Origin of the sequence: Agreia sp. VKM Ac-1783 (genome assembly GCF_900177765.1) — a bacterium.
Taxonomy (GTDB): Bacteria; Actinomycetota; Actinomycetes; order Actinomycetales; family Microbacteriaceae; genus Agreia.
The window spans coordinates 875,378-893,408 of sequence record NZ_FXWI01000003.1; the positions used below are offsets into that span (position 1 = coordinate 875,378).

16 protein-coding genes are annotated in these 18,031 nt (G+C 67.2%); 13 read left to right on the top strand and 3 right to left on the bottom strand.

Features of this window, described 5'->3' with window-relative positions; translation table 11 throughout:
• Nucleotides 1–3 precede the first annotated feature (3 nt).
• The 10 genes from phnD (at nt 4) to CCK87_RS13935 (ending at nt 10,170) form a co-directional block, all read left to right on the top strand.
• Nucleotides 4–990, top strand: coding sequence for a phosphate/phosphite/phosphonate ABC transporter substrate-binding protein (gene phnD / locus CCK87_RS13890; RefSeq protein WP_086461929.1), 987 nt, complete (start codon nt 4–6; stop codon nt 988–990).
• Nucleotides 991–1,054: 64 nt separating this feature from the next.
• Nucleotides 1,055–1,810: a phosphonate ABC transporter ATP-binding protein gene (gene phnC, locus CCK87_RS13895; RefSeq protein ID WP_086462065.1), complete on the top strand. Its 756-nt coding sequence runs from the start codon at nt 1,055–1,057 to the stop codon at nt 1,808–1,810.
• Entirely contained in the window at nt 1,807–2,655 is an 849-nt protein-coding gene (gene phnE / locus CCK87_RS13900; RefSeq protein ID WP_086461930.1) for a phosphonate ABC transporter, permease protein PhnE, read from the top strand. The genes phnC and phnE (CCK87_RS13900) overlap by 4 nt, the downstream gene beginning before the upstream one ends.
• Entirely contained in the window at nt 2,652–3,461 is an 810-nt protein-coding gene (phnE, locus tag CCK87_RS13905; RefSeq protein ID WP_086461931.1) for a phosphonate ABC transporter, permease protein PhnE, read from the top strand. Before phnE (CCK87_RS13900) ends, phnE (CCK87_RS13905) begins: the two co-directional genes overlap by 4 nt.
• Nucleotides 3,445–4,311 (top strand): MurR/RpiR family transcriptional regulator, encoded by an 867-nt coding sequence (locus CCK87_RS13910; RefSeq protein ID WP_086461932.1) that lies wholly within the window; start codon nt 3,445–3,447, stop codon nt 4,309–4,311. Before phnE (CCK87_RS13905) ends, CCK87_RS13910 begins: the two co-directional genes overlap by 17 nt.
• Before the next feature lie 133 nt (nt 4,312–4,444).
• On the top strand, nt 4,445–6,682 hold the full coding sequence (locus tag CCK87_RS13915) for a glycoside hydrolase domain-containing protein (protein ID WP_086461933.1): 2,238 nt from the start codon (nt 4,445–4,447) through the stop codon (nt 6,680–6,682).
• Complete coding sequence (locus CCK87_RS13920) at nt 6,679–7,965, top strand: glycosyltransferase (RefSeq protein WP_086461934.1); 1,287 nt, start codon at nt 6,679–6,681, stop codon at nt 7,963–7,965. The genes CCK87_RS13915 and CCK87_RS13920 overlap by 4 nt, the downstream gene beginning before the upstream one ends.
• Before the next feature lie 9 nt (nt 7,966–7,974).
• Nucleotides 7,975–9,039 (top strand): acyltransferase family protein, encoded by a 1,065-nt coding sequence (locus CCK87_RS13925; protein ID WP_086461935.1) that lies wholly within the window; start codon nt 7,975–7,977, stop codon nt 9,037–9,039.
• A 65-nt stretch (nt 9,040–9,104) separates the two neighbouring features.
• Entirely contained in the window at nt 9,105–9,395 is a 291-nt protein-coding gene (locus CCK87_RS13930) for a DUF4190 domain-containing protein (RefSeq protein WP_140162862.1), read from the top strand.
• Nucleotides 9,396–9,540: 145 nt separating this feature from the next.
• Nucleotides 9,541–10,170 carry a DUF6630 family protein gene (locus CCK87_RS13935; RefSeq protein ID WP_086461937.1) on the top strand — a complete coding sequence of 210 codons (630 nt, stop codon included), beginning with the start codon at nt 9,541–9,543 and terminating at the stop codon, nt 10,168–10,170.
• Between the two features lie 13 nt (nt 10,171–10,183).
• On the opposite strand, the gene CCK87_RS13940 is transcribed toward CCK87_RS13935, so the two are convergent.
• Both CCK87_RS13940 and cofG read right to left on the bottom strand, forming a co-directional pair.
• Nucleotides 10,184–12,196 (bottom strand): NAD(P)/FAD-dependent oxidoreductase, encoded by a 2,013-nt coding sequence (locus CCK87_RS13940; protein WP_249273896.1) that lies wholly within the window; start codon nt 12,194–12,196, stop codon nt 10,184–10,186.
• Complete coding sequence (gene cofG, locus CCK87_RS13945) at nt 12,193–14,661, bottom strand: 7,8-didemethyl-8-hydroxy-5-deazariboflavin synthase CofG (protein ID WP_086461938.1); 2,469 nt, start codon at nt 14,659–14,661, stop codon at nt 12,193–12,195. Before cofG ends, CCK87_RS13940 begins: the two co-directional genes overlap by 4 nt.
• Nucleotides 14,662–14,873: 212 nt before the next feature.
• Here cofG and CCK87_RS13950 point away from each other — a divergent pair, with 212 nt between their 5' ends.
• From CCK87_RS13950 to CCK87_RS13960, 3 genes are read left to right on the top strand one after another with little or no spacing between them, the layout of a single operon-like run.
• Nucleotides 14,874–15,704: an amino acid ABC transporter substrate-binding protein gene (locus CCK87_RS13950; protein WP_086461939.1), complete on the top strand. Its 831-nt coding sequence runs from the start codon at nt 14,874–14,876 to the stop codon at nt 15,702–15,704.
• Nucleotides 15,705–15,757: 53 nt separating this feature from the next.
• Nucleotides 15,758–16,426, top strand: coding sequence for an amino acid ABC transporter permease (locus CCK87_RS13955; RefSeq protein WP_086461940.1), 669 nt, complete (start codon nt 15,758–15,760; stop codon nt 16,424–16,426).
• On the top strand, nt 16,413–17,213 hold the full coding sequence (locus tag CCK87_RS13960) for an amino acid ABC transporter ATP-binding protein (protein WP_086461941.1): 801 nt from the start codon (nt 16,413–16,415) through the stop codon (nt 17,211–17,213). The genes CCK87_RS13955 and CCK87_RS13960 overlap by 14 nt, the downstream gene beginning before the upstream one ends.
• Here CCK87_RS13960 and CCK87_RS13965 read toward each other — a convergent pair whose 3' ends face one another.
• A complete protein-coding gene (locus CCK87_RS13965; RefSeq protein WP_086461942.1) occupies nt 17,214–17,999 on the bottom strand; it encodes a DUF817 domain-containing protein in 786 nt (261 codons plus the stop codon).
• Nucleotides 18,000–18,031: the final 32 nt, after the last annotated feature.

Here is an 18,031-nt window from a genome sequence, read left to right on the forward strand (position 1 = left end):
TCCATGATCTCTCGCAAGCGCCTCACCTTCGCCGGGGCGGCCACCGTCGCCCTCGCGACCGTCGCCCTCACCGGATGCTCGGCCTCCGGCTCAACCGACGGCTCGACCGACGCGGCCCAGGCCGACCCGACCTCGCTCACGCTCGCCCTCGTTCCCTCGCAAGACCAGGGCGCGCTCGTCGACACCGCCAAGCCACTCACCGACATGCTCACCAAGGCCCTCGGCATCCCCGTCACCGGCGTCGTGTCGAAGGACTACCAGGCCGCCGTCGAGGCGATGGGTGCGGGCCAGGCTCAGATCGGCTTCCTGCCGTCGCTGCAGCTGTGGCAGGCGAGCGACATGTACGGCGCATCCGTCGTGCTGCAGACCGAGCGCAACGGCAACATCACCTACCCGGCCCAGTTCATGACGAACAACCCCGACAAGTACTGCGACGACGCCCCCGTCGAGCGCGACGGCAAGCTCTTCTGCAACGGCGCCGACGCGCTGAAGGGACCGGCCGGTCTCGACTCGATCTCGAAGATCAAAGACGGTGTCAAGGTGGCCATGCTCGGCCCCGGATCGCCCGCCGGTTACATCTACCCGGTGCTCGCCCTGCAGGAGGCCGGCATCGACACCGACAACGACATCAGCGCGCTGCCCGTGACCGCCAATGACGCCAGCGTTCTCGCCGTCTACAACGGCGACGCCGAGGTGGGCTTCAGTTTCTGGGACGCCCGCGACATCGTGAAGAGCGACAAGCCCGACGTGGGCCAGAAGGTCGTAGTGTTCGCCCTCTCCGACGAGATTCCGAACGACGGAGTCGCCCTCACGAAGGATCTGTCGCCCGCGCTGCAGGACAAGATCACCAAGGCGCTCGAGGACTACTCGAACACCCCCGAGGGCTCGAAGGAACTCACCGCGATCTACTCCATCACCAAGTTGGCTCCGGCCGACCCGGGCTCGCTCGACGTCGTCGCCCGTGCGGCCGACAAGCTCGGACTGAAGTAGCGTGACTCAGCACACTGCGGAGGTCGGGGCAGTCGCCTCGGCCTCCGCGCCGTGGGCCATCCGCATGCGCGATGTCAGCGTGCGCTACCCCAACGGTGTCGTCGCTCTCAAGAGCATCTCGATGGACATCGAGCCGGGTGAGATGGTCTCGGTCGTCGGTCTGTCGGGCTCGGGCAAGTCCAGTCTCATCCGCACGATCAACGGTCTCGTGCCCATCACGTCGGGTCAGCTGACCGTGGGAGGGCACAACCTCGGCGAGGCGAAGGGGCGCGAGCTGCGTCGCCTGCGCGGCGAGATCGGCATGATCTTCCAGGGCTTCAACCTGGCCGGTCGCACGAGCGTTCTGAACAACGTGCTCGTCGGTCGTCTCGCGCACACCTCGACGTGGCGCACGCTGCTCGGCGTGCACACCGCGGCCGACAAGCAGATCGCGTTCGACGCCCTCGAGCGGGTCGGCATTCTGGCCAAGGCATGGGATCGCGCGTCGTCGCTCTCGGGCGGCCAGCAACAGCGGGTCGCGATCGCGCGGGCTCTGTCGCAGGAGCCCCATCTCGTGCTCGCCGACGAACCCGTGGCCAGCCTCGACCCGCCCACCGCGCACGCCGTGATGCGTGACCTGCGTCGCATCAACACCGAGCTCGGCATCACCGTGCTGACCAACCTCCACCTCGTCGACCTGGCACGAGAGTATGGCACCCGCCTCATCGGCCTTCGCGCGGGCGAGGTCGTCTACGACGGCTCCGTCGACGACGCCAGCGATGCCGTCTTCGAAGAGATCTACGGCCGCTCGATTCGGGCAGAGGACGTGCTCGACCGATGACCGCCCCCGCATCCGTGCCCGCCCCGGCGGCGACGGCGAAGGCGGCGGCATCAGCGTCGGCCACCCCGCCGCCGCGGCCCGCCGGTCGCTGGAAGCCGTGGCTCGCGTTCGGCGTGATCGCCCTGATCACCGCCGTCACGCTGAGCCCGCAGCTCGGGATCGCGTTCTCGCTCGACGCCATCGCGCGCAACTGGCAGAACGGCGCCGCCAAGATCGTTCAGCTTCTGCAGCCAGATTGGTCGTTCTTTCCCCGCACTATCCCGCCCATGCTCGAGACGCTCGAGATGGCGGTCATCGCCACGGCAGTGAGCACCCTCATCGCGCTTCCGCTCAGCCTCTGGGCCGCCCGCCTCATCAACCCGCACCGGGTCGGTCGCGGAATCGTGCGCGTAATACTCAACATTGTGCGCGCCGTGCCCGAGCTGCTCTACGCCGCCATCCTCGTCGCGATGGTCGGTGTCGGCGCGCTTCCCGGAATCCTGGCGCTCGTGCTGTTCAACGTGGGCATCATCGTGAAGCTCGTCTCGGAGGCCATCGAGTCGAACGACGCAGGGCCCCTCGAGGCTGCCCGCGCGGCCGGCGGCACCCAGGCACAGATCAATCGCGCGGTCGCCCTGCCCGATGTGTGGCCGAGCTTCGTGAACCAGGTGCTCTACGTGCTCGAACTCAACGTGCGCTCCGGCACGGTTCTCGGCCTCGTGGGCGCGGGCGGCATCGGCCTCCTCATCGACGCGGTGCGCACCTACTTCCGCTACGACCAGCTGTCGGTCATCATCCTCGAGGTCCTCGTCGTCGTCATCCTGCTCGAACTCGTCTCGAGCGCCATCCGGAAGAGGCTCGTATGAGTGCCGTCGCACCACCCCGCCCATCCCGCACGCGCGGCCGCGTCGTCGCATCCGTCGTGGTCGTTGTTGTGGTCGTCGCCTTCTGGTCTGTCGACATCAACTGGGCCAGACTCGGCAACCTGCCCTCCGAGATCGTGCGCTACCTCTGGCTCATGTTCTCGGCCCCCGACTGGTCGAAGCTCGGCGAGGCGCTCTATCAGACGTGGCGCTCGGTCGAGATGGCCTGGGTAGGCACGGTGTTCGGCATCATCGTGGCGACGCCGCTGAGCTTCCTCGCTGCAAAGGGATTCGGCCCACCGCCCGTTCAGGCCGCGCTGCGCGGGGTCTTCGCCGTGATCAGGGCGGTGCCCGAGATCATCATCGCCATCATCATCCTGTCGGTTACCGGTCTCACGCCCCTGACGGGTGCGCTCGCGCTCGCGGTCGGCGGCATCGGAACCCTCGGCAAGTGGGGCTTCGAATCGATCGACGGGGTTCCCCGTGGCCCGATCGAGGCCGTGCGCGCCGCCGGTGGCTCGACCTCGCAGGTGTTGCGCTGGGGCGTCTGGCCATCGGCGAGTCCGGAGTTCCTGTCGTTCTGGCTCTACCGCTTCGAGATCAACGTGCGCGCCTCTGCCGTGCTCGGTCTGATCGGAGTGGGAGGCATCGGAGACATGCTCACCTCCTACACTCAGTATCGGCAGTGGGGCGTTGTCGGAATGCTGCTGATCGTCGTCGTGATCGTGACGATCGCCCTCGACGCGATCTCGGGGGCCATCCGCCGACGGATAACCGAGGGAGCACCCGTACATGACCTGGAGCGGTAGCGACGACGTCACCCCCACGACACGCATCGCCACGGTGATCAACTCGCTGCTGCCCAGCGAGCGCCGCGTGGTCGAACTGATTCTGGCCGACCTCGAGGGCATCGTCGAGACCACGGCTCAAGACCTGGCTGACCGCGCCGGTGTCGCGAGGTCGACGGTCATCCGCACCTGCCAGAGCCTCGGATACCGCGGCTATCCGCAGCTGCGCGTGGCGCTGACCCGCGAGCTCGCTCAGGGCGAGGGCCGCGAGCGGGAGCGCGACTACGGCTCGGGAGCCCTCGGCAGCATCCGTGCCGACATCGATGCGCTCGCCTCCTCGCTTCCGCAGATCGCCAGCGTGCTCACCGACGAGTCGGTCGAGAAGTCGCTCGAGCTCATCGTGGGGGCATCGCGTCTTCTCGCCATCGCCAACGGGCTGTCGTCGCCGCTCGCGCTCGATCTGGCCATGCGGCTCACCGCTGTCGGACGCCCCACCGAGTTCGTCGCAGACCCCATCGGCCAGCAGATCGCGGCACGTCAGCTGAGCCCGGCCGACACCTGCATCGTGATCAGCGGCAGCGGCGCGAACGAGTCCAGTCTTCGGTCGGCGCGCGCCGTGCGGGCCGCGGGTGCGCGCTTGGTGGTGGTCACCTCGTTCGCGCGATCACCGCTCGTGACACTCGCCGACGCCGCCCTCGTCGTCGCGCCGGCCAGCGGATCGTTCAGACACGAACTCGAGCACACCTCACGCATCCCGCACGTTGTGCTGCTCGAGTCACTCGTCGAGGTGGTCGCAGCCCGACTGGGCGACGTGGCGCGACAGTCGCGCTCGACCGTGCTCTCGATTCTGAGCGACAACCTCAGCGACTGACGCGCCAGCGCGCCCGCCGCTCACCCCTGCAGGCCACCGTTGGCCCTGCGTTCATCTGTAGGCATCGGCTCGTTCACCGACCGGATGCCGCCGGCTCTTAGCGTCACATCATGAATCGACGACGGGCCCTCGCGTGATCGGCCACGTCGACCCGTTTCTCGGGTCGGAGCCCACGGCGCTGCCCCCGCAGACCGGCCTTGCAGCCACCTGGTGGTGGCCGAAGCCCCAGATCGGCAACACGCATCCGGGAGCGACCTACCCGCTCGGCATGGTCTCGGCCTGCGCCTACTCCGGTGCCTATCCGACGGGCTACGGCCGCTACGATCTGAGTCTCGAGGGCGTGCCCTCGACGCTGCACGACCGACCCACGGCATCCGGTTTCACGCACTTTCAGCAGTCGGGCACGGGCGCGATTCGCAAGTACTACAACTACTTTCGCGTCACGCCCATGGTCGAGCCGCTGGATGCGTTGGGCCGGCTGTGGGATCTCACGGACGAGACCGCAGAGCCCGGCTTCTACTCCGCCACGCTCGACTCCGGCGTGCGAGCAGAACTGACCGTCGGACCGAAGAGCGCCGTGCACCGGTACACGTTCCCCGAAGACCCGCGGGCGCGCATCGTGATCGACTTCTCGCTGGGTGGCCTGTCGATTCCCTACGGCGCGACCATTCCGCTGCGCGCCCACCTCGAGACGCTCGAGCCCGGAGTCGCGCAGGGGGAGATCGTGGTCGAGGGGACCCCGATCGCCGTGTACATCGAGTGCGATACGCCGCAGTGGCGACAGATGCTGTTCTACGACCGTCGCCTGATGCCCGGCGGCAAACGACTCGACTTCGACCACATCCGGCCCACCACCCTGCGTCCGTTCGGGCTCATGTGGGCAGGGCCGAGTCGGGCGGGCGAGACCATCGAGCTGCGCATCGGTTTCTCGCTGCGCGGTGTCGAGCAGGCCCGCCGCAATCTGCGTAACGACTGCGGGGAAGGCGAATCGCGCTTCGATCATCGACGTGAGAAGACGAAGCGGCAGTGGCGCAAGCAACTCAAGTCGGTGAGCGTGAAGACGACATCGACCGAGCGGCAGACCGTCTTCTCGACCGCGCTCTACCACTCGCTGATCAAGCCCTGTCTCGCGCCCTCGGAGAGCCCGTTCTGGCCCAGCGACGGACCGTTCGCCTTCGACATCAGCACGATGTGGGACATCTATCGCACCCAGCTGCCGCTGCTCACGGCGCTGATGCCCGAGCGCGCCGTCGAACTCGCGAACGCCCTGCTCACCATCTGTGAGGAGGAGGGCAACTTTCCGATCGGCTACCGCATGGCCCGGGGGAGCGACCGGTTCTCGCGCCAGGGAAGCGCCCTCGCCCACACCTTCCTCGCCGACCTCTGCCAGCTCGGCCTGCCCGGCATCGACTGGGAATGGGCGCTCGTGCACATGTCCGACGACCTGCGCCGCACCTACGGCGAGGAATTTCTGCTGCACGGCGAGACGCATCCGATCAGCCATACCCTCGACCTGGCCTTCGGCTACTGGGCCACGGCGAAAGTCGCGCGGCGGGTGGGCGACACTGCGCTCGCGGAGCAGTTCGAGGGGCTGGCCGAGCGCTGGGCCAATGCTTTCGATCCGGCGAGCGGGCTGCTGAAGGACTCCACCTACTACGAGGGCACGCGCTACAACTACTCGTTCCGACTGCTGCACGACATGGCCTCGCGCATCGAACTCAGCGGCGGCGCCGACGCCTTCGTGGCGCAGCTCGACGAGTTCTTCGGCTTCGGCGCGCCCGCCGTGACGCAGCCCGGCAACAGGCCCGCCGTCGCCGAGATGCTGGCCGGCTACGCGCTCGGCCGCTTCGAGGGGCTCAACAACGAGCCCGACATGGAGGCGCCCTGGGCATATCACTACGCCGGCCGCCCCGATCGCACCGCCGAGGTCGTGCACAACGTTCTGCTCCAGCAGTTCGGAACGGGCCGCGGCGGTCTGCCGGGCAATGACGACTCCGGCGGGCTCAGCTCGTGGAACGTCTGGGCCTCGCTCGGCCTGTTCCCCGTGGCCGGCCAGAACATCTTTCTCATGAACGCCCCGCTGTTCTCGTCGGCGACCATCGCGGTCGGCGACGAGAGCTTCAGGATACGCACGAAGAATTTCGTCGAACCCGTGCATGGCGGACCTGTTCAGTATGTGCAGTCGATGCAGCTGAATGGCGCTGCGCTCGAGCGCAGCTGGATCAGCGGATCCGAGCTGCATCGCGGCGGCGAGCTGCTCGTCGAACTCGGCCCTGAGCCGAGCGGCTGGGCCACCACGAATCTTCCCCCATCGCGTTCCGGCCTGGTTCGCGAACACCTCACCCACACACACCCGGGAGCCAAGCCATGACCACCATCGACAACCGTCTCGTGATCATCGTGCGAGCAGATCCGGTCATCTGCGGGCACTCCGTCGAGGCCCGCAATCTGGCCGAGACCGCCCTCGAGCGCGGCTTCGACGAGGTGCGCATCGTGACCTGGCCCATCGACGTTCTCGAGCGCGCCGGGCTGCCGCTCAAGCCGCTCGACTCGGTTCTGCCCTACAGCGACGGCATCATCGTGGAGCGCCCGGCCCCGGTCGGCGACTACAAGGTGCCCGACGGCCGCCATCTCGCCGGCATCACGGGCCGCCTGGTCGAGCTCTTCACCGACGGCGTTCCGACGGTGTGTCTCTCGCTCTACCTGAGCCCCCACACGATCGCCGCGTCCGACGCCGTTCGTGCAGCCCTCGGCACGGGCCTGCCCGTGAACGTGACCACCATCGCCGAGGCGGTCGGTTCCGACGTGACCAATGTCGTGCGCACGGCTGTCGAAGAAGGCCGCCTCGGCGCCGCGGCTCACATCCTCACGAGCTACCTCAGCCAGGACTACTGCGTCGCCGTATCGGACTACACCCGCCAGCTCATCATCAGCGAGGCCGAACGCGTCGACGCTCAGCACGGAACGCGCTTCGCCGAGCAGTGCCGCGCGAAGATCACGGTGTCGTATCCGGCGATCGACGCCGACGCCTATCTCGATCTCGACGACGGAGTTCTCGGCGAGGTGCTGGCATCGCGTGGGCTCGAACGCGACGGCTACGTGCTCTTCCTCTCCCGTCTCACCCACGCCAAGGGCGTCGAGGAGCTCATCGAAGGCTTCGAACGCAGCGGCGTGCACGCAGACAAGACCCTGGTGATCGCCGGCCGCGGCCCGCAGGCCGACGCATTTCGCGCCGCCGCCGCGGCATCCGGCGTCTCGTCGCGCATCCGCTTTCTCGATGACGTCGGAGACGCCGAGAAGCCGTATCTCATGAAGGGATGCGCCGCGTTCGTTCTGCCCAGCAAGCCTCGGCCCGAATTCGTCGAGACCTTCGGCATCGCCCTCGCAGAGAAGATGCTCGCGGGCGGCGGCCCCATCATCACGACGCTGACGGGCGGCATCGGCGAGGCGATCGGCGACCACGCGATCGTCGTTCCCGTCGAAGATCCGGATGCGATCGCTCGGGCTCTCGTGGGCGCCATCGTCGAGACCACGGCCGACGAGCGCAACGAGTGGGCCGCGCGCGCCCGGGAGTACGCCCTGCAGTTCGATCGCAGAGTGGTCTTCGACCGCATGTTCGAGCCGATGGTGCGTCGGGGGGTCGCCGTTCGATAGGCGCGGTCGGTGACCGCGACTCGGCTCGCGTGGGTGGATGCCGCGCGCGGCATCTGCGTGCTGTTGGTCGTTCTGCTGCACGTGCGCATCTTCGTATACGAGCCGCTCGCGCCGCCGAGCAACGGTGTAGAGGCCTGGACGCAGCTGACGGAATTCTTCGGCGCGTTCAGGCTGCCGCTGCTCTTCGTCGTCTCTGGGTTGGTGGCATCGCGCCGGGTTCGGGCAGGGTGGAGCGATCGGCGAACCGTGCTTCGGGCCGTATCTCTGTACTGGCTCTACCTCGTCTGGCTCGCGGTGTACGCCGTGCTCTCGAGCGTGGTCATCGACCCGGGTGTGCCGTTCCGGGTCATGACGCCCCTGCACTTTCTCGAGCAGTTGTTCGTTCCCGACTCGATGCTGTGGTTCATCTTCGCGCTCGCGACCTACGTCGTGGTTCTCAGCAGCCTGAACCGGGTGCCGCCCGCCGCGGTAGTGGGCGTGCTCGCGGTGCTCTCCGTCGCATCCGGAGCCGTGCCCGTCACACGCGACGAGGCGCTCTGGCTGCACGTCGTGTACTACGCGGTCTTCTTCGCTGTCGGGGTCTATGCGGCGCCGGCGCTGCGGGCGCTCGCGCGCATCCGCAGCGTATGGGCACCCGTTCTCGGCATCGTCTTCTTCGTCGTGTGCGAACTGGCCTGGCAACAGACCGCCGAGGGAACCGCGCTCGAGACAGGGTTGCGGCTGCTGCGGGACAGCGCCGCCGTGATGGTGTCGATCGTCGTGATCTCGGTGCTGGTGCGCTGGCCGCCGTTCGAGAAGGTGGCGGCGGCGATCGGTCGCCGCACCCTGCCGATCTTCGTGCTGCAGCTTCCGTTGATCTGGCTGCTCTTCCTGCTTCCTCCGGTCGAGTGGTCATTGCAGTTTGCGCCCGTGCGGTATCTCGCTCCCGTCTTCGGAACCGTGCTGATCGTGTCGGCCGCACTCGGCATCCATCGCGTGCTCGTGCGCGGACGTGCGCGGGTGCTGTTCGAGCTGCCTGAGGTGTGGCGAAAAAGAATTCTGCGCCAAAACATGAGGGGTGTTCTTAAGTCGTGAACTCACGGTAATGTTTGCGCGTTCCCTGTGAGGAACACGTCCCCTAAACGATGGAGAGCAGCCTCATGACTACACCCGCATACACCCCGGCCCCCGCCGCTTCGAGCAAGAAGACCATGGCGATTCTGTCGCTGGTCTTCGGTGCCGTGAGCATCGTCTTCAGCTTGTTCCTGCCCATCCTGTGGATCCTCCTGGCGATCGCCGGCGTGATCCTCGGCTTCATGTCGCGCAAGCGCGAACCGCAGGCCCGCACTCTGTCGCTGGTCGGCATCATCCTGAGCTTCGTCGGCATCGCCGCGAACATCGCGTCGATGATCCTCGGCGCCATCGTCATGAGCTCGATGGTGCAGTACTGATTTACCCGCATTCTGAACGGGCCGTGCCCGCCGGATACCGGCGGTGTGCGGCCCGTTCGGCGTTGAGGGAGGTGCGCAGGCGCGCGGAGAGTGTCAGGCTGGGTACGCGAGTCTCTCGCGTCAATGGTGCAGGGAGGAGCCCGTCATGGCCTGGAACCCGTTTCGGCGCGCGTCGCATCACGAACCAGAGGCTCCCCAGTTCCTAGACGCCCAGCGCCACGCATCCGACGACGACGCCGCCGCCCGCTGGCGCGAGCTCGCGGCCCTTTTGTCACCGGATGTCGGGCTCGCCGAGGTGGTGCTGCAGGCCTACTCCTCGCCGGCCGACTACTTCGAGGCTCACTCCGCAGAGGCCGAGAACCGAGGCCTCGAAGACGACGATGTCGACCCGTGGTTCGCTCTCGTCGACTGGTTGATCGAGAACGAGCTGGCGCACGAGCTCGATTGGAAGGACAACGCCGCCGAACTCGCGTGGGCGCTGAGTCGTATGAGCGCCGTGCTGGCGAGCGGCGTCGACCTGCAATCCGTCGACGACGCGGATGCGCACCTCACGTTCGGCATGTTGCGTGCGAACGCGCTGCTCGCCCCGGCCGGCCTCGAGCTTCTCGTCTTCGACATCGACTCGGACTCGTACACGATCGTTCTGGTCGAAAGCGCCAAGCGAGACCGCATCGTGGCGCTCGCGGCAGAGCTCGGTCACCGCGCCGACGTGATGACGCTCGAGCACGCGCGGCACTTGGGCGGACGCGACTACGGCGACGGCATCGAGCTCTAGAAAGCAGAAAACTCTACAGAGCAGAGGCGTGCCGGCGCGCGGCGACGACCTCGTAGTTCTCTGCGTCGAAGCGAGACAGTCGTCGCTGGAAGGCGTAGGCGAAGTCGGGCCACAGCAGCGTGAGCCGTCTGCTGCGCTCATCGACGTACCAGCTGTCGCATCCACCGGTCAGCCACACGGTCGACGCAGCCTTTGCGTCGATCTCGTGAGTGTAGGCATCCTGTGCTTCGAGCGACGCGTCGAGGGCATCGATGCCCTTAGCGTCGCGGTGATCGAGGGCGGCGAGCACGTAGTCGATCTGCGCCTCGATCATGGCGACGGCACTGTTGTGGCCGAGGCTCGCATTGGGCCCGTCGAGAACGAACATGTTCGGAAAACCGTGCACGGTCGTCGACGCGTGTGCCCGCATGCCGTCAGCCCACGCGTCGGCGAGACGAATGCCGTCGGCCCCGTAGGTGCGTGCGGCGAACGGCGGGCGGGTCGACTCGAATCCGGTGGCGAACACGAGCACGTCGAGCTCGAATCGAGAGCCGTCTTCAGAGGTCGCGACGTTCTTGGAGATCGAGTGCAGCGCCGACGATTCGAGGAACACAGAGGGTGCGGCGAGCGCGGGGTAGTAGTCGTTCGAGATGATTACCCGCTTGCAGCCGATCTCGTAGTCGGGCGTGGCGGCAGCGCGCAGGGCTGGGTCCTCGAGTTGCGCTTCGAGGTGGCCGAGCGCGCGATCGCGCAGCCGATCGATGAAGCCGGGCACGCGCATCCGCTCGGCGAACGCCGTCTCTGCACCCCAGAAGAGGTCGTCGCGCATGGCCTCGTGCGCAGACGGATCTGCCGCGAAGGCTCGTTGCTCGTCGAGGGTGTACTCCCGGTCGGGGCGCGGTACGACGTAGGGAGCGCTGCGTTGAAAAACGACGACGCTCGCCGCGAGGTGCGCCAGTCGGGGAATCAGTTGCGCCGCGGATGCACCCGTGCCGACGACTCCGACGCGTCGCCCATGCAGCTCGACGGAATCGTCCCACATCGACGAGTGCATGACCGGGCCCGCGAAGGTGTCGAGACCGGGCACATCGGGCATGCGGGCATCCGACAGCCGCCCCGCGGCGACGATCAGCGTGCGAGAGAGGTACTCACCGGAGCTCGTCGTCACCCGCCAGCGCAGCTCGTCGGCGAGCCAGCGCATCTCGAGCACCTCCGAGTGCAGCCGCAGATGAGGTTCGAGGCCCTCCGAGCGCACAGCATTGCGCAGATAGTCGTGAATCTCGCGGCCGCTCGCGAAGAAGCTCGACCAGTCGGGTTTCGGCAGAAATGAGAACGAGTACAGGTGCGAGGGAATGTCGCAGGCGACGCCGGGGTAGGTGTTGTCGCGCCAGGTTCCGCCCACATCGCCCGCGCGCTCGAGGATCACGAACGACTCGTCGCCCTGTCGCGCAAGACGGATGCCCGCCCCCAGCCCCGCGAATCCCGCGCCGACGATCACGGTGTCGACCTCGACTGCGCTGATTGAGTGGTCGCGCGAGGGACGGGCCGGCAGATGGACATCACTCACGGGTGGTCTCGATACGGCCGCGGGCGGCCTACTCGACCGGCGAGAGGGAGGTTTTGCGTCATCGAGGAAATCCTCGATCATGCTCAGGATGCGCGCGGGTTGTTCGCGCAGCGTGCCGCGCACATCGTCTAGCCCACGTTGGCCCGAGGTGAGCACGAGCACGCGCAGACCGCCCATCTCGGGGGCCGCGCCATCGAACTCCGGATCGATAAGCACGAGTCGGGTGACGAGTCCGCGGGAATCGTGCGTCGCTCGCACGGCGTCCTCGGCGTGTGCCCCGACCGCGATCACGCAGCAGCCGTCACCCGCACCTGCGAGCTCGTGCATCCACGCGCCAGAGCGCCGACTCGAGGGGCGGCCCAGGTCGACCATCACCACACGGCGATCGCGTGCCAGAGTCGGGCCGAGAAACGCGAAGTCCTCGTCGCTGCCCGGGCCGCAGAGCAGAACGACCGTCGAACGCCGCCGGGTCGAGGTCATGCGCGCGACGGCTGGAGCGAGCTGCGACGCTCGGAGGTCGGAAGCTGCAGGCGCGTCGCGGGAGGCGCGTCTGGCCGCCGGGCGAACGCGAGCTGCTCGGGCGTGGGCGAGCCGTAGCTCGTCGTGCGCTGCCGCACGCCCCGCCCGATCTCCCCGGCTGTGCGCTCGAGGTCGGCGATGGTGAGCGAGCGATGCGCTTCGGCGCCGGCCTCGGGCTTGGCTGTTCCGTCGAGCAGTAGTCCGCCGAGGTCGTCGGCTCCGCCTCGCAGCACCGACTGACTCTCGGCGAGTCCGAGCTTCGTCCACGCGGCCTGCACGTGGTCGATGCGCCCGTGCAGCAGCAGCCGCGCGACGGCGTGCACCGCGCGGGTCTGTCGCGCATCCGGGCCGGGACCGGCCACGAGGGCGACGCTCGCCGGCGCGTCCAGCCGCACGTAGGGCATCGGAATGAACTCGGTGAAGCCGCCGGTCTCGTCGTGAATCCGCGCGAGCGCGCGCAGATGCGCGAGCTGCTGAGCTGGGCTCTCGACATGGCCGTAGATCATGGTCGAGGTCGAACGGAGCCCCGCCCGGTGAGCAGCCGTCATCGACGCGATCCACTCGGCCGCGGCGGGATCGCTGCCCTCGCTGAGAACGCGCCGCACGTCGTCGTCGAGGATTCGGGCGCCGGTTCCCGGCACACTGTCGACTCCCGCGTCGCGCAGTGCCTGCAGGTACTCGCCGAGGGCCAGCCCGAGGCGGCGCGCCCCGTCGGCGATCTCGGTCGGCCGGTAGGCGTGCACATGAAGTCGGGGCTGCCGGGCCCTGATCGCGCGCACGATATCGAGGTATGCCGTGGCAGGCATGTGAGGGCCGACGGCGCCCTGCACGCAGAGCTCGGTCGCGCCCAGCGCCGCCGCCTCATCGGCGAGCTGGCCGATCGTCTCGAGGGAGAGGCCGCCGTTCTCGGGGTCGACCCCGTAGAGCGAGGAGTCGATGTTGCGGTTGATCACAAAGGTGACGTCGTCGCCCACAGCGTCGAGGCGGATGTCATCTGCCAGGGCAGTGAGCGCATCGAGCTCGGCGCCGGATGCCTGGAGAAGCTCGAGGTAGTGAGCGTCTGACAGGGCAGCCGGGTTCTTGTCGGCTGCGATGAGGGCTTCGATTCCCTTCGACAGGCTCAGGGAACGGAGTGTCGGATTCAGGGAACGGGGGCTCGAGTGCGGGGCGCGGGGCCACGGGCGACCAATGACCGGGGCGTCCTCCTCGGCGAGGCCCGACGGCGCGGCAAGCGCATCGACGTGCGGCCGGATGCGCGCATCGATCCACGCGTCGGGGTCGCGCACGAACTGCGGATGCGCGGTCAGCCGTTCGCGCAGCTCGAATCCGGCGTCTTTCGTCAGCGCCGCGAGAGTGTCGAGCTCGGGCCAGGGGCGCTCCGGGTTGACGTGGTCGGCGGTGAGCGGACTGACTCCGCCCCAATCGTCGATTCCCGCTCGCAGCAGCAGTCCCAATTCGTGCGCGTCGGTGAGGTTGGGTGGCGCCTGGATCGTCGCATCGGGGCCCATGACGACGCGGGCGACGGCGACGGCGGCGACGTACTCCTGCAGCGCGAGGTCGACCTCGTTCTGCATGGCGGTCCGCGGCTTCGCGCGGAAGTTCTGAACGATGGTCTCTTGGATATGCCCGTGGCGTTCGTGCGAGGCGCGGATCTCGAAGAGCGCCTCGGCGCGCTCGGCGTTGTTCTCGCCGATGCCCAACAGCACGCCCGTGGTGAAAGGGACCTTCGACCGACCCGCGTCGTCGAGAACGCGGAGCCTGAGGGCCGGATCCTTGTCGGGCGAGCCGTAGTGCACCCCTCCCTTCTCCGACCAGAGCCTCGTGGCGGTGGTCTCGAGCATCATGCCCATCGATGGCGCGACCGGCCGAAGAGCCTGCAGCTCACTCCACGACATCACCCCCGGGTTGAGGTGGGGGAGCAGCCCGGTCTCCTCGAGCACGAGAAGAGCCATGGCCCGGATGTAATCGATGGTCGAGGCATAGCCGTGGGCATCCAACCATTCGCGCGCGACGGGCCACCGGTTCTCGGGCCGGTCGCCCAGAGTGAACAGCGCCTCCTTGCAGCCGACGGCCGCGCCCGCACGTGCCACCTCGAGAATCTCCTCGGGCGACATGTAGATGGGTTTGCCCTTGGCTGCCAGCTTGTTGGGCGTCTCGACGAAGATGCAGTAGTGGCAGCGGTCCTGGCAGAGGTGCGTGACCGGTATGAACACCTTCTTGGAGTAGGTGATGATGCCCGACCGGCCCGAGCGGTCGAGTCCCTCGTCGCGCAGCTGTGTCGACACCGCGAGCAGTCGCTCGAGCTCGTCGCCGCGTGCGGAGAAGAGCAATTCTGCGTCGAGTTGCGACACGTGACGGTCGCGCTCGACGCGACCCAGCGCATCCTGGATCTCTGAGATCGCGGGAACGGGTGAAGCGTCTTTCATCAGCGTCTTTCTGCGGGGGGAAGGGTGGGACGAGCTCTCGACGGAGTGCCGGTGGGCCCAAATCCAGGCCCGCGCGCTGATTGCCTCCCACTATACGCGCGGGGCCGAGCGCCGACCCGCGACCGAGCCCGTCATGCGGCGTCACGGAATTTTCGAGGGGCCTCGAGCGCTGGCTACCCTGAACACCTCAGTCACACAGCAAAGGATCACCCGTGAAACGCTCCTCCTCTCTCGTCGCGCTCATCTCGCTCGCCGCCGCAGCAACCCTCGCCTTGGGCGCGTGCTCGAGCCCGTCGTCGACGTCTGACGGCGCAACGAGCGAGGGCAAGGTGAAGGCCAACTCGCTCGCCGCGATCCAGGAGTCCGGAGTTCTCACGGTCGGCACCGAAGGCACCTACCGGCCGTTCAGCTATCACGAGGGCGGAACCGGAGACATCACCGGCTACGACGTCGAGATCATCACCGCCGTCGCCGACAAGCTCGGAGTGAAGGCGAAGTTCGAGGAGACGCAGTGGGACGCGATCTTCGCCGGCCTCGAAGCCGGCCGCTTCGACGTGATCGCCAACCAGGTCTCGATCAATGACGAGCGTGCGGCGAAGTACGACTTCTCCGAGCCCTACACGGTGAGCCCCGGCGTCATCGTCGTGAAGAACGACAACTCCGACATCACGTCGTTCGCCGACCTCGCGGGCAAGACCACCGCGCAGTCGCTGACCAGCAACTGGTACGAACTGGCCCAGAAGAACGGCGCGAACGTCGAGGCCGTCGAGGGATGGGCGCAGGCCGTCGCACTGCTCGAGCAGGGCCGTGTCGACGCGACGGTGAACGACAACCTCACCTTCCTCGACTACCAGAAGCAGAAGGGCGACACCGGCCTCAAGATCGCCGCCGAGACCGACGACCCCTCGCTCAACGCGTTCGTCTTCGCCAAGGGAAACACCGAACTTCAGCAGGCCGTCGACAAGGCGCTCGACGACCTTCGCGCTGACGGAACGCTGGCCAAGATCTCCGACAAGTACTTCGGAAGCGACGTCACGCAGTAAGGCTGCGGCGAAAAGGGTCGATCGATGGCGCCCGGGTGCGGGAGGATTGACGAATGACCGAATCGCTGTGGGATCTGCTGCTGCGATCGCTCCTCCCCATCGTGGGAGGGGCGCTCACGGGAACCATCCCGCTCGCCCTGCTGTCATTCGCGCTGGGATTGGTCATCGCCCTCGGCGTCGCGCTGATGCGGCTCTCCCGAATCTGGATCGTCTCGGGCATCGCCCGCGTGTACATCTCGATCATCAGGGGCACACCCCTGCTGGTGCAGTTGTTCGTCATCTTCTACGGGCTGCCATCGATCGGCGTTCTCGTCGATCCGTGGCCGAGTGCCATCATCGCCTTCTCGCTCAACGTCGGTGGCTACGCCGCCGAGGTGATCAGGGCGGCCATTCTCTCTGTGCCGAAAGGCCAATGGGAGGCCGGCTACACGATCGGCATGTCGCGGGGGCAGACGCTGGTTCGGGTCATCCTTCCCCAGGCGGCTCGGGTGTCGGTGCCTCCGCTGTCGAACACGTTCATCAGCCTCGTCAAAGACACCTCGCTCGCGTCGCTGATCCTCGTGACCGAGCTGTTCAGGCAGGCGCAGCAGATCGCGGCGTTCAGCCAGGAGTTCATGGCGCTGTACATCGAAGCCGCCGTCGTCTACTGGGTGATCTGCCTCGTTCTCTCGAGCGCCCAGTCCGTGCTCGAGAAGAGGTTGGATCGTTATGTCGCCCACTGACCCCCTGGCTCCGGAGCCAGCCGACGCGATCATCGCCGCGCCTCTGTTGACGGCCCGCGGCATCCGCAAGAGTTTCGGCGACGTCGAGGTGTTGAAGTCGATCGATCTCACGGTGCCGCGCGGAAACGTCGTGGCCCTGATCGGCCCGTCGGGATCGGGCAAGACCACGGTGCTGCGATCGCTGAACGGCCTCGAGGTGCCCGAAGCGGGCACGGTCGAGTTCTCGGGCGGCGACGTCGTCGACTACTCGCGGAATCCGACGAAGAGGCAGCTCGCATCGCTGCGCGATCGTTCCGCCATGGTCTTCCAGCAGTTCAACCTCTTTCCGCACCGCACGGTTCTCGAGAATGTGATCGAGGGCCCGGTGCAGGTACAGAAACGGCCGAAGGCCGAGGCGATAGCGGATGCGCGTGCGCTGCTCGAGCGCGTCGGTCTCGGCGCGAAGGCCGATGCATACCCGTTCGAGCTGTCGGGCGGTCAGCAGCAGCGCGTGGGCATCGTGCGTGCACTGGCCCTCAAGCCGCAGCTGCTGCTGTTCGACGAGCCCACCTCGGCGCTCGACCCCGAGCTCGTCGGAGACGTTCTCGACGTGATCAGAGAGCTCGCGACGGAGGGCTGGACGATGGTGCTCGTGACGCACGAGCTCACCTTCGCCTCGCACGTTGCCGACACGATCGTCTTTATGGACGGCGGGGTCGTGGTCGAGTCCGGGCCGCCGTCGGAGGTGCTGCAGAATCCCCGCGAGGCGCGCACGAAGCAGTTCCTGCACCGCCTGCTCGATCGGTAGTCAGGCGACGAGCGACTTCTTGCGCTGCTTGAACCAGAGCACGAGCATGAAGCTGAAGATCACCAGCACCATCCACGAGCCGATTTTGCTCGCGTGCACCAGGGTCCAACCAGCCTCCTGACCGGGGTAGCTCCACGCCCCGAGGATCGTCGCGATGTTCTCGACGAACCAGATGAAGAAGCCGATGAGCAGGAACGAGACGAGCAGCGGCATCCGGTAGATCGTCTGGCGCACCCTGAAGCGCACCCATGTCTTGCGCATCAGCACCGCGACCACGATCAGCAGCGGCCAGCGGGCGTCGGGCAGCCAGTGATTCGTGAAGAAGTTCACGTAGAAGAGGATGGCCGTGATCATCGTCGGAACCATCGGCACGGAGTCGATATCGAGGTCGAAGCGCCGCCACGCCTGGCAGATATAGCTCGCGATCGCCGCGTACATGAACCCGCTGTAGATGGGAACGTCGCCGATGCGGAGCACCCCCGCGTCGGGGTAGCTCCACGAACCGACGGCGACCTTGAAGACCTCGAGGGCGAGGCCGAGCACATGGAACATGCAGATCACGAGCAGTTCGTCGCGGGTCTCGATCTTCGTCGCGAGCAGCACGATCTGCACGATGATGCACCAGACGAGCATCGTGTCATAGCGGGCGAGCCCGAAGTCGACGAAGTGGGTGATCGCAAGGCCCACGACGATCGATACCGCGAAGAGGCACGACAGCGCCTGTTTGTAGCCGAAGTCGAGCAGATCGAGCAGACGGGAGCCTGCTCTCGCCGTCGTAGTGGTCATCGCCGGAGCATAGCGCGGGCGGGTGTCGTTCT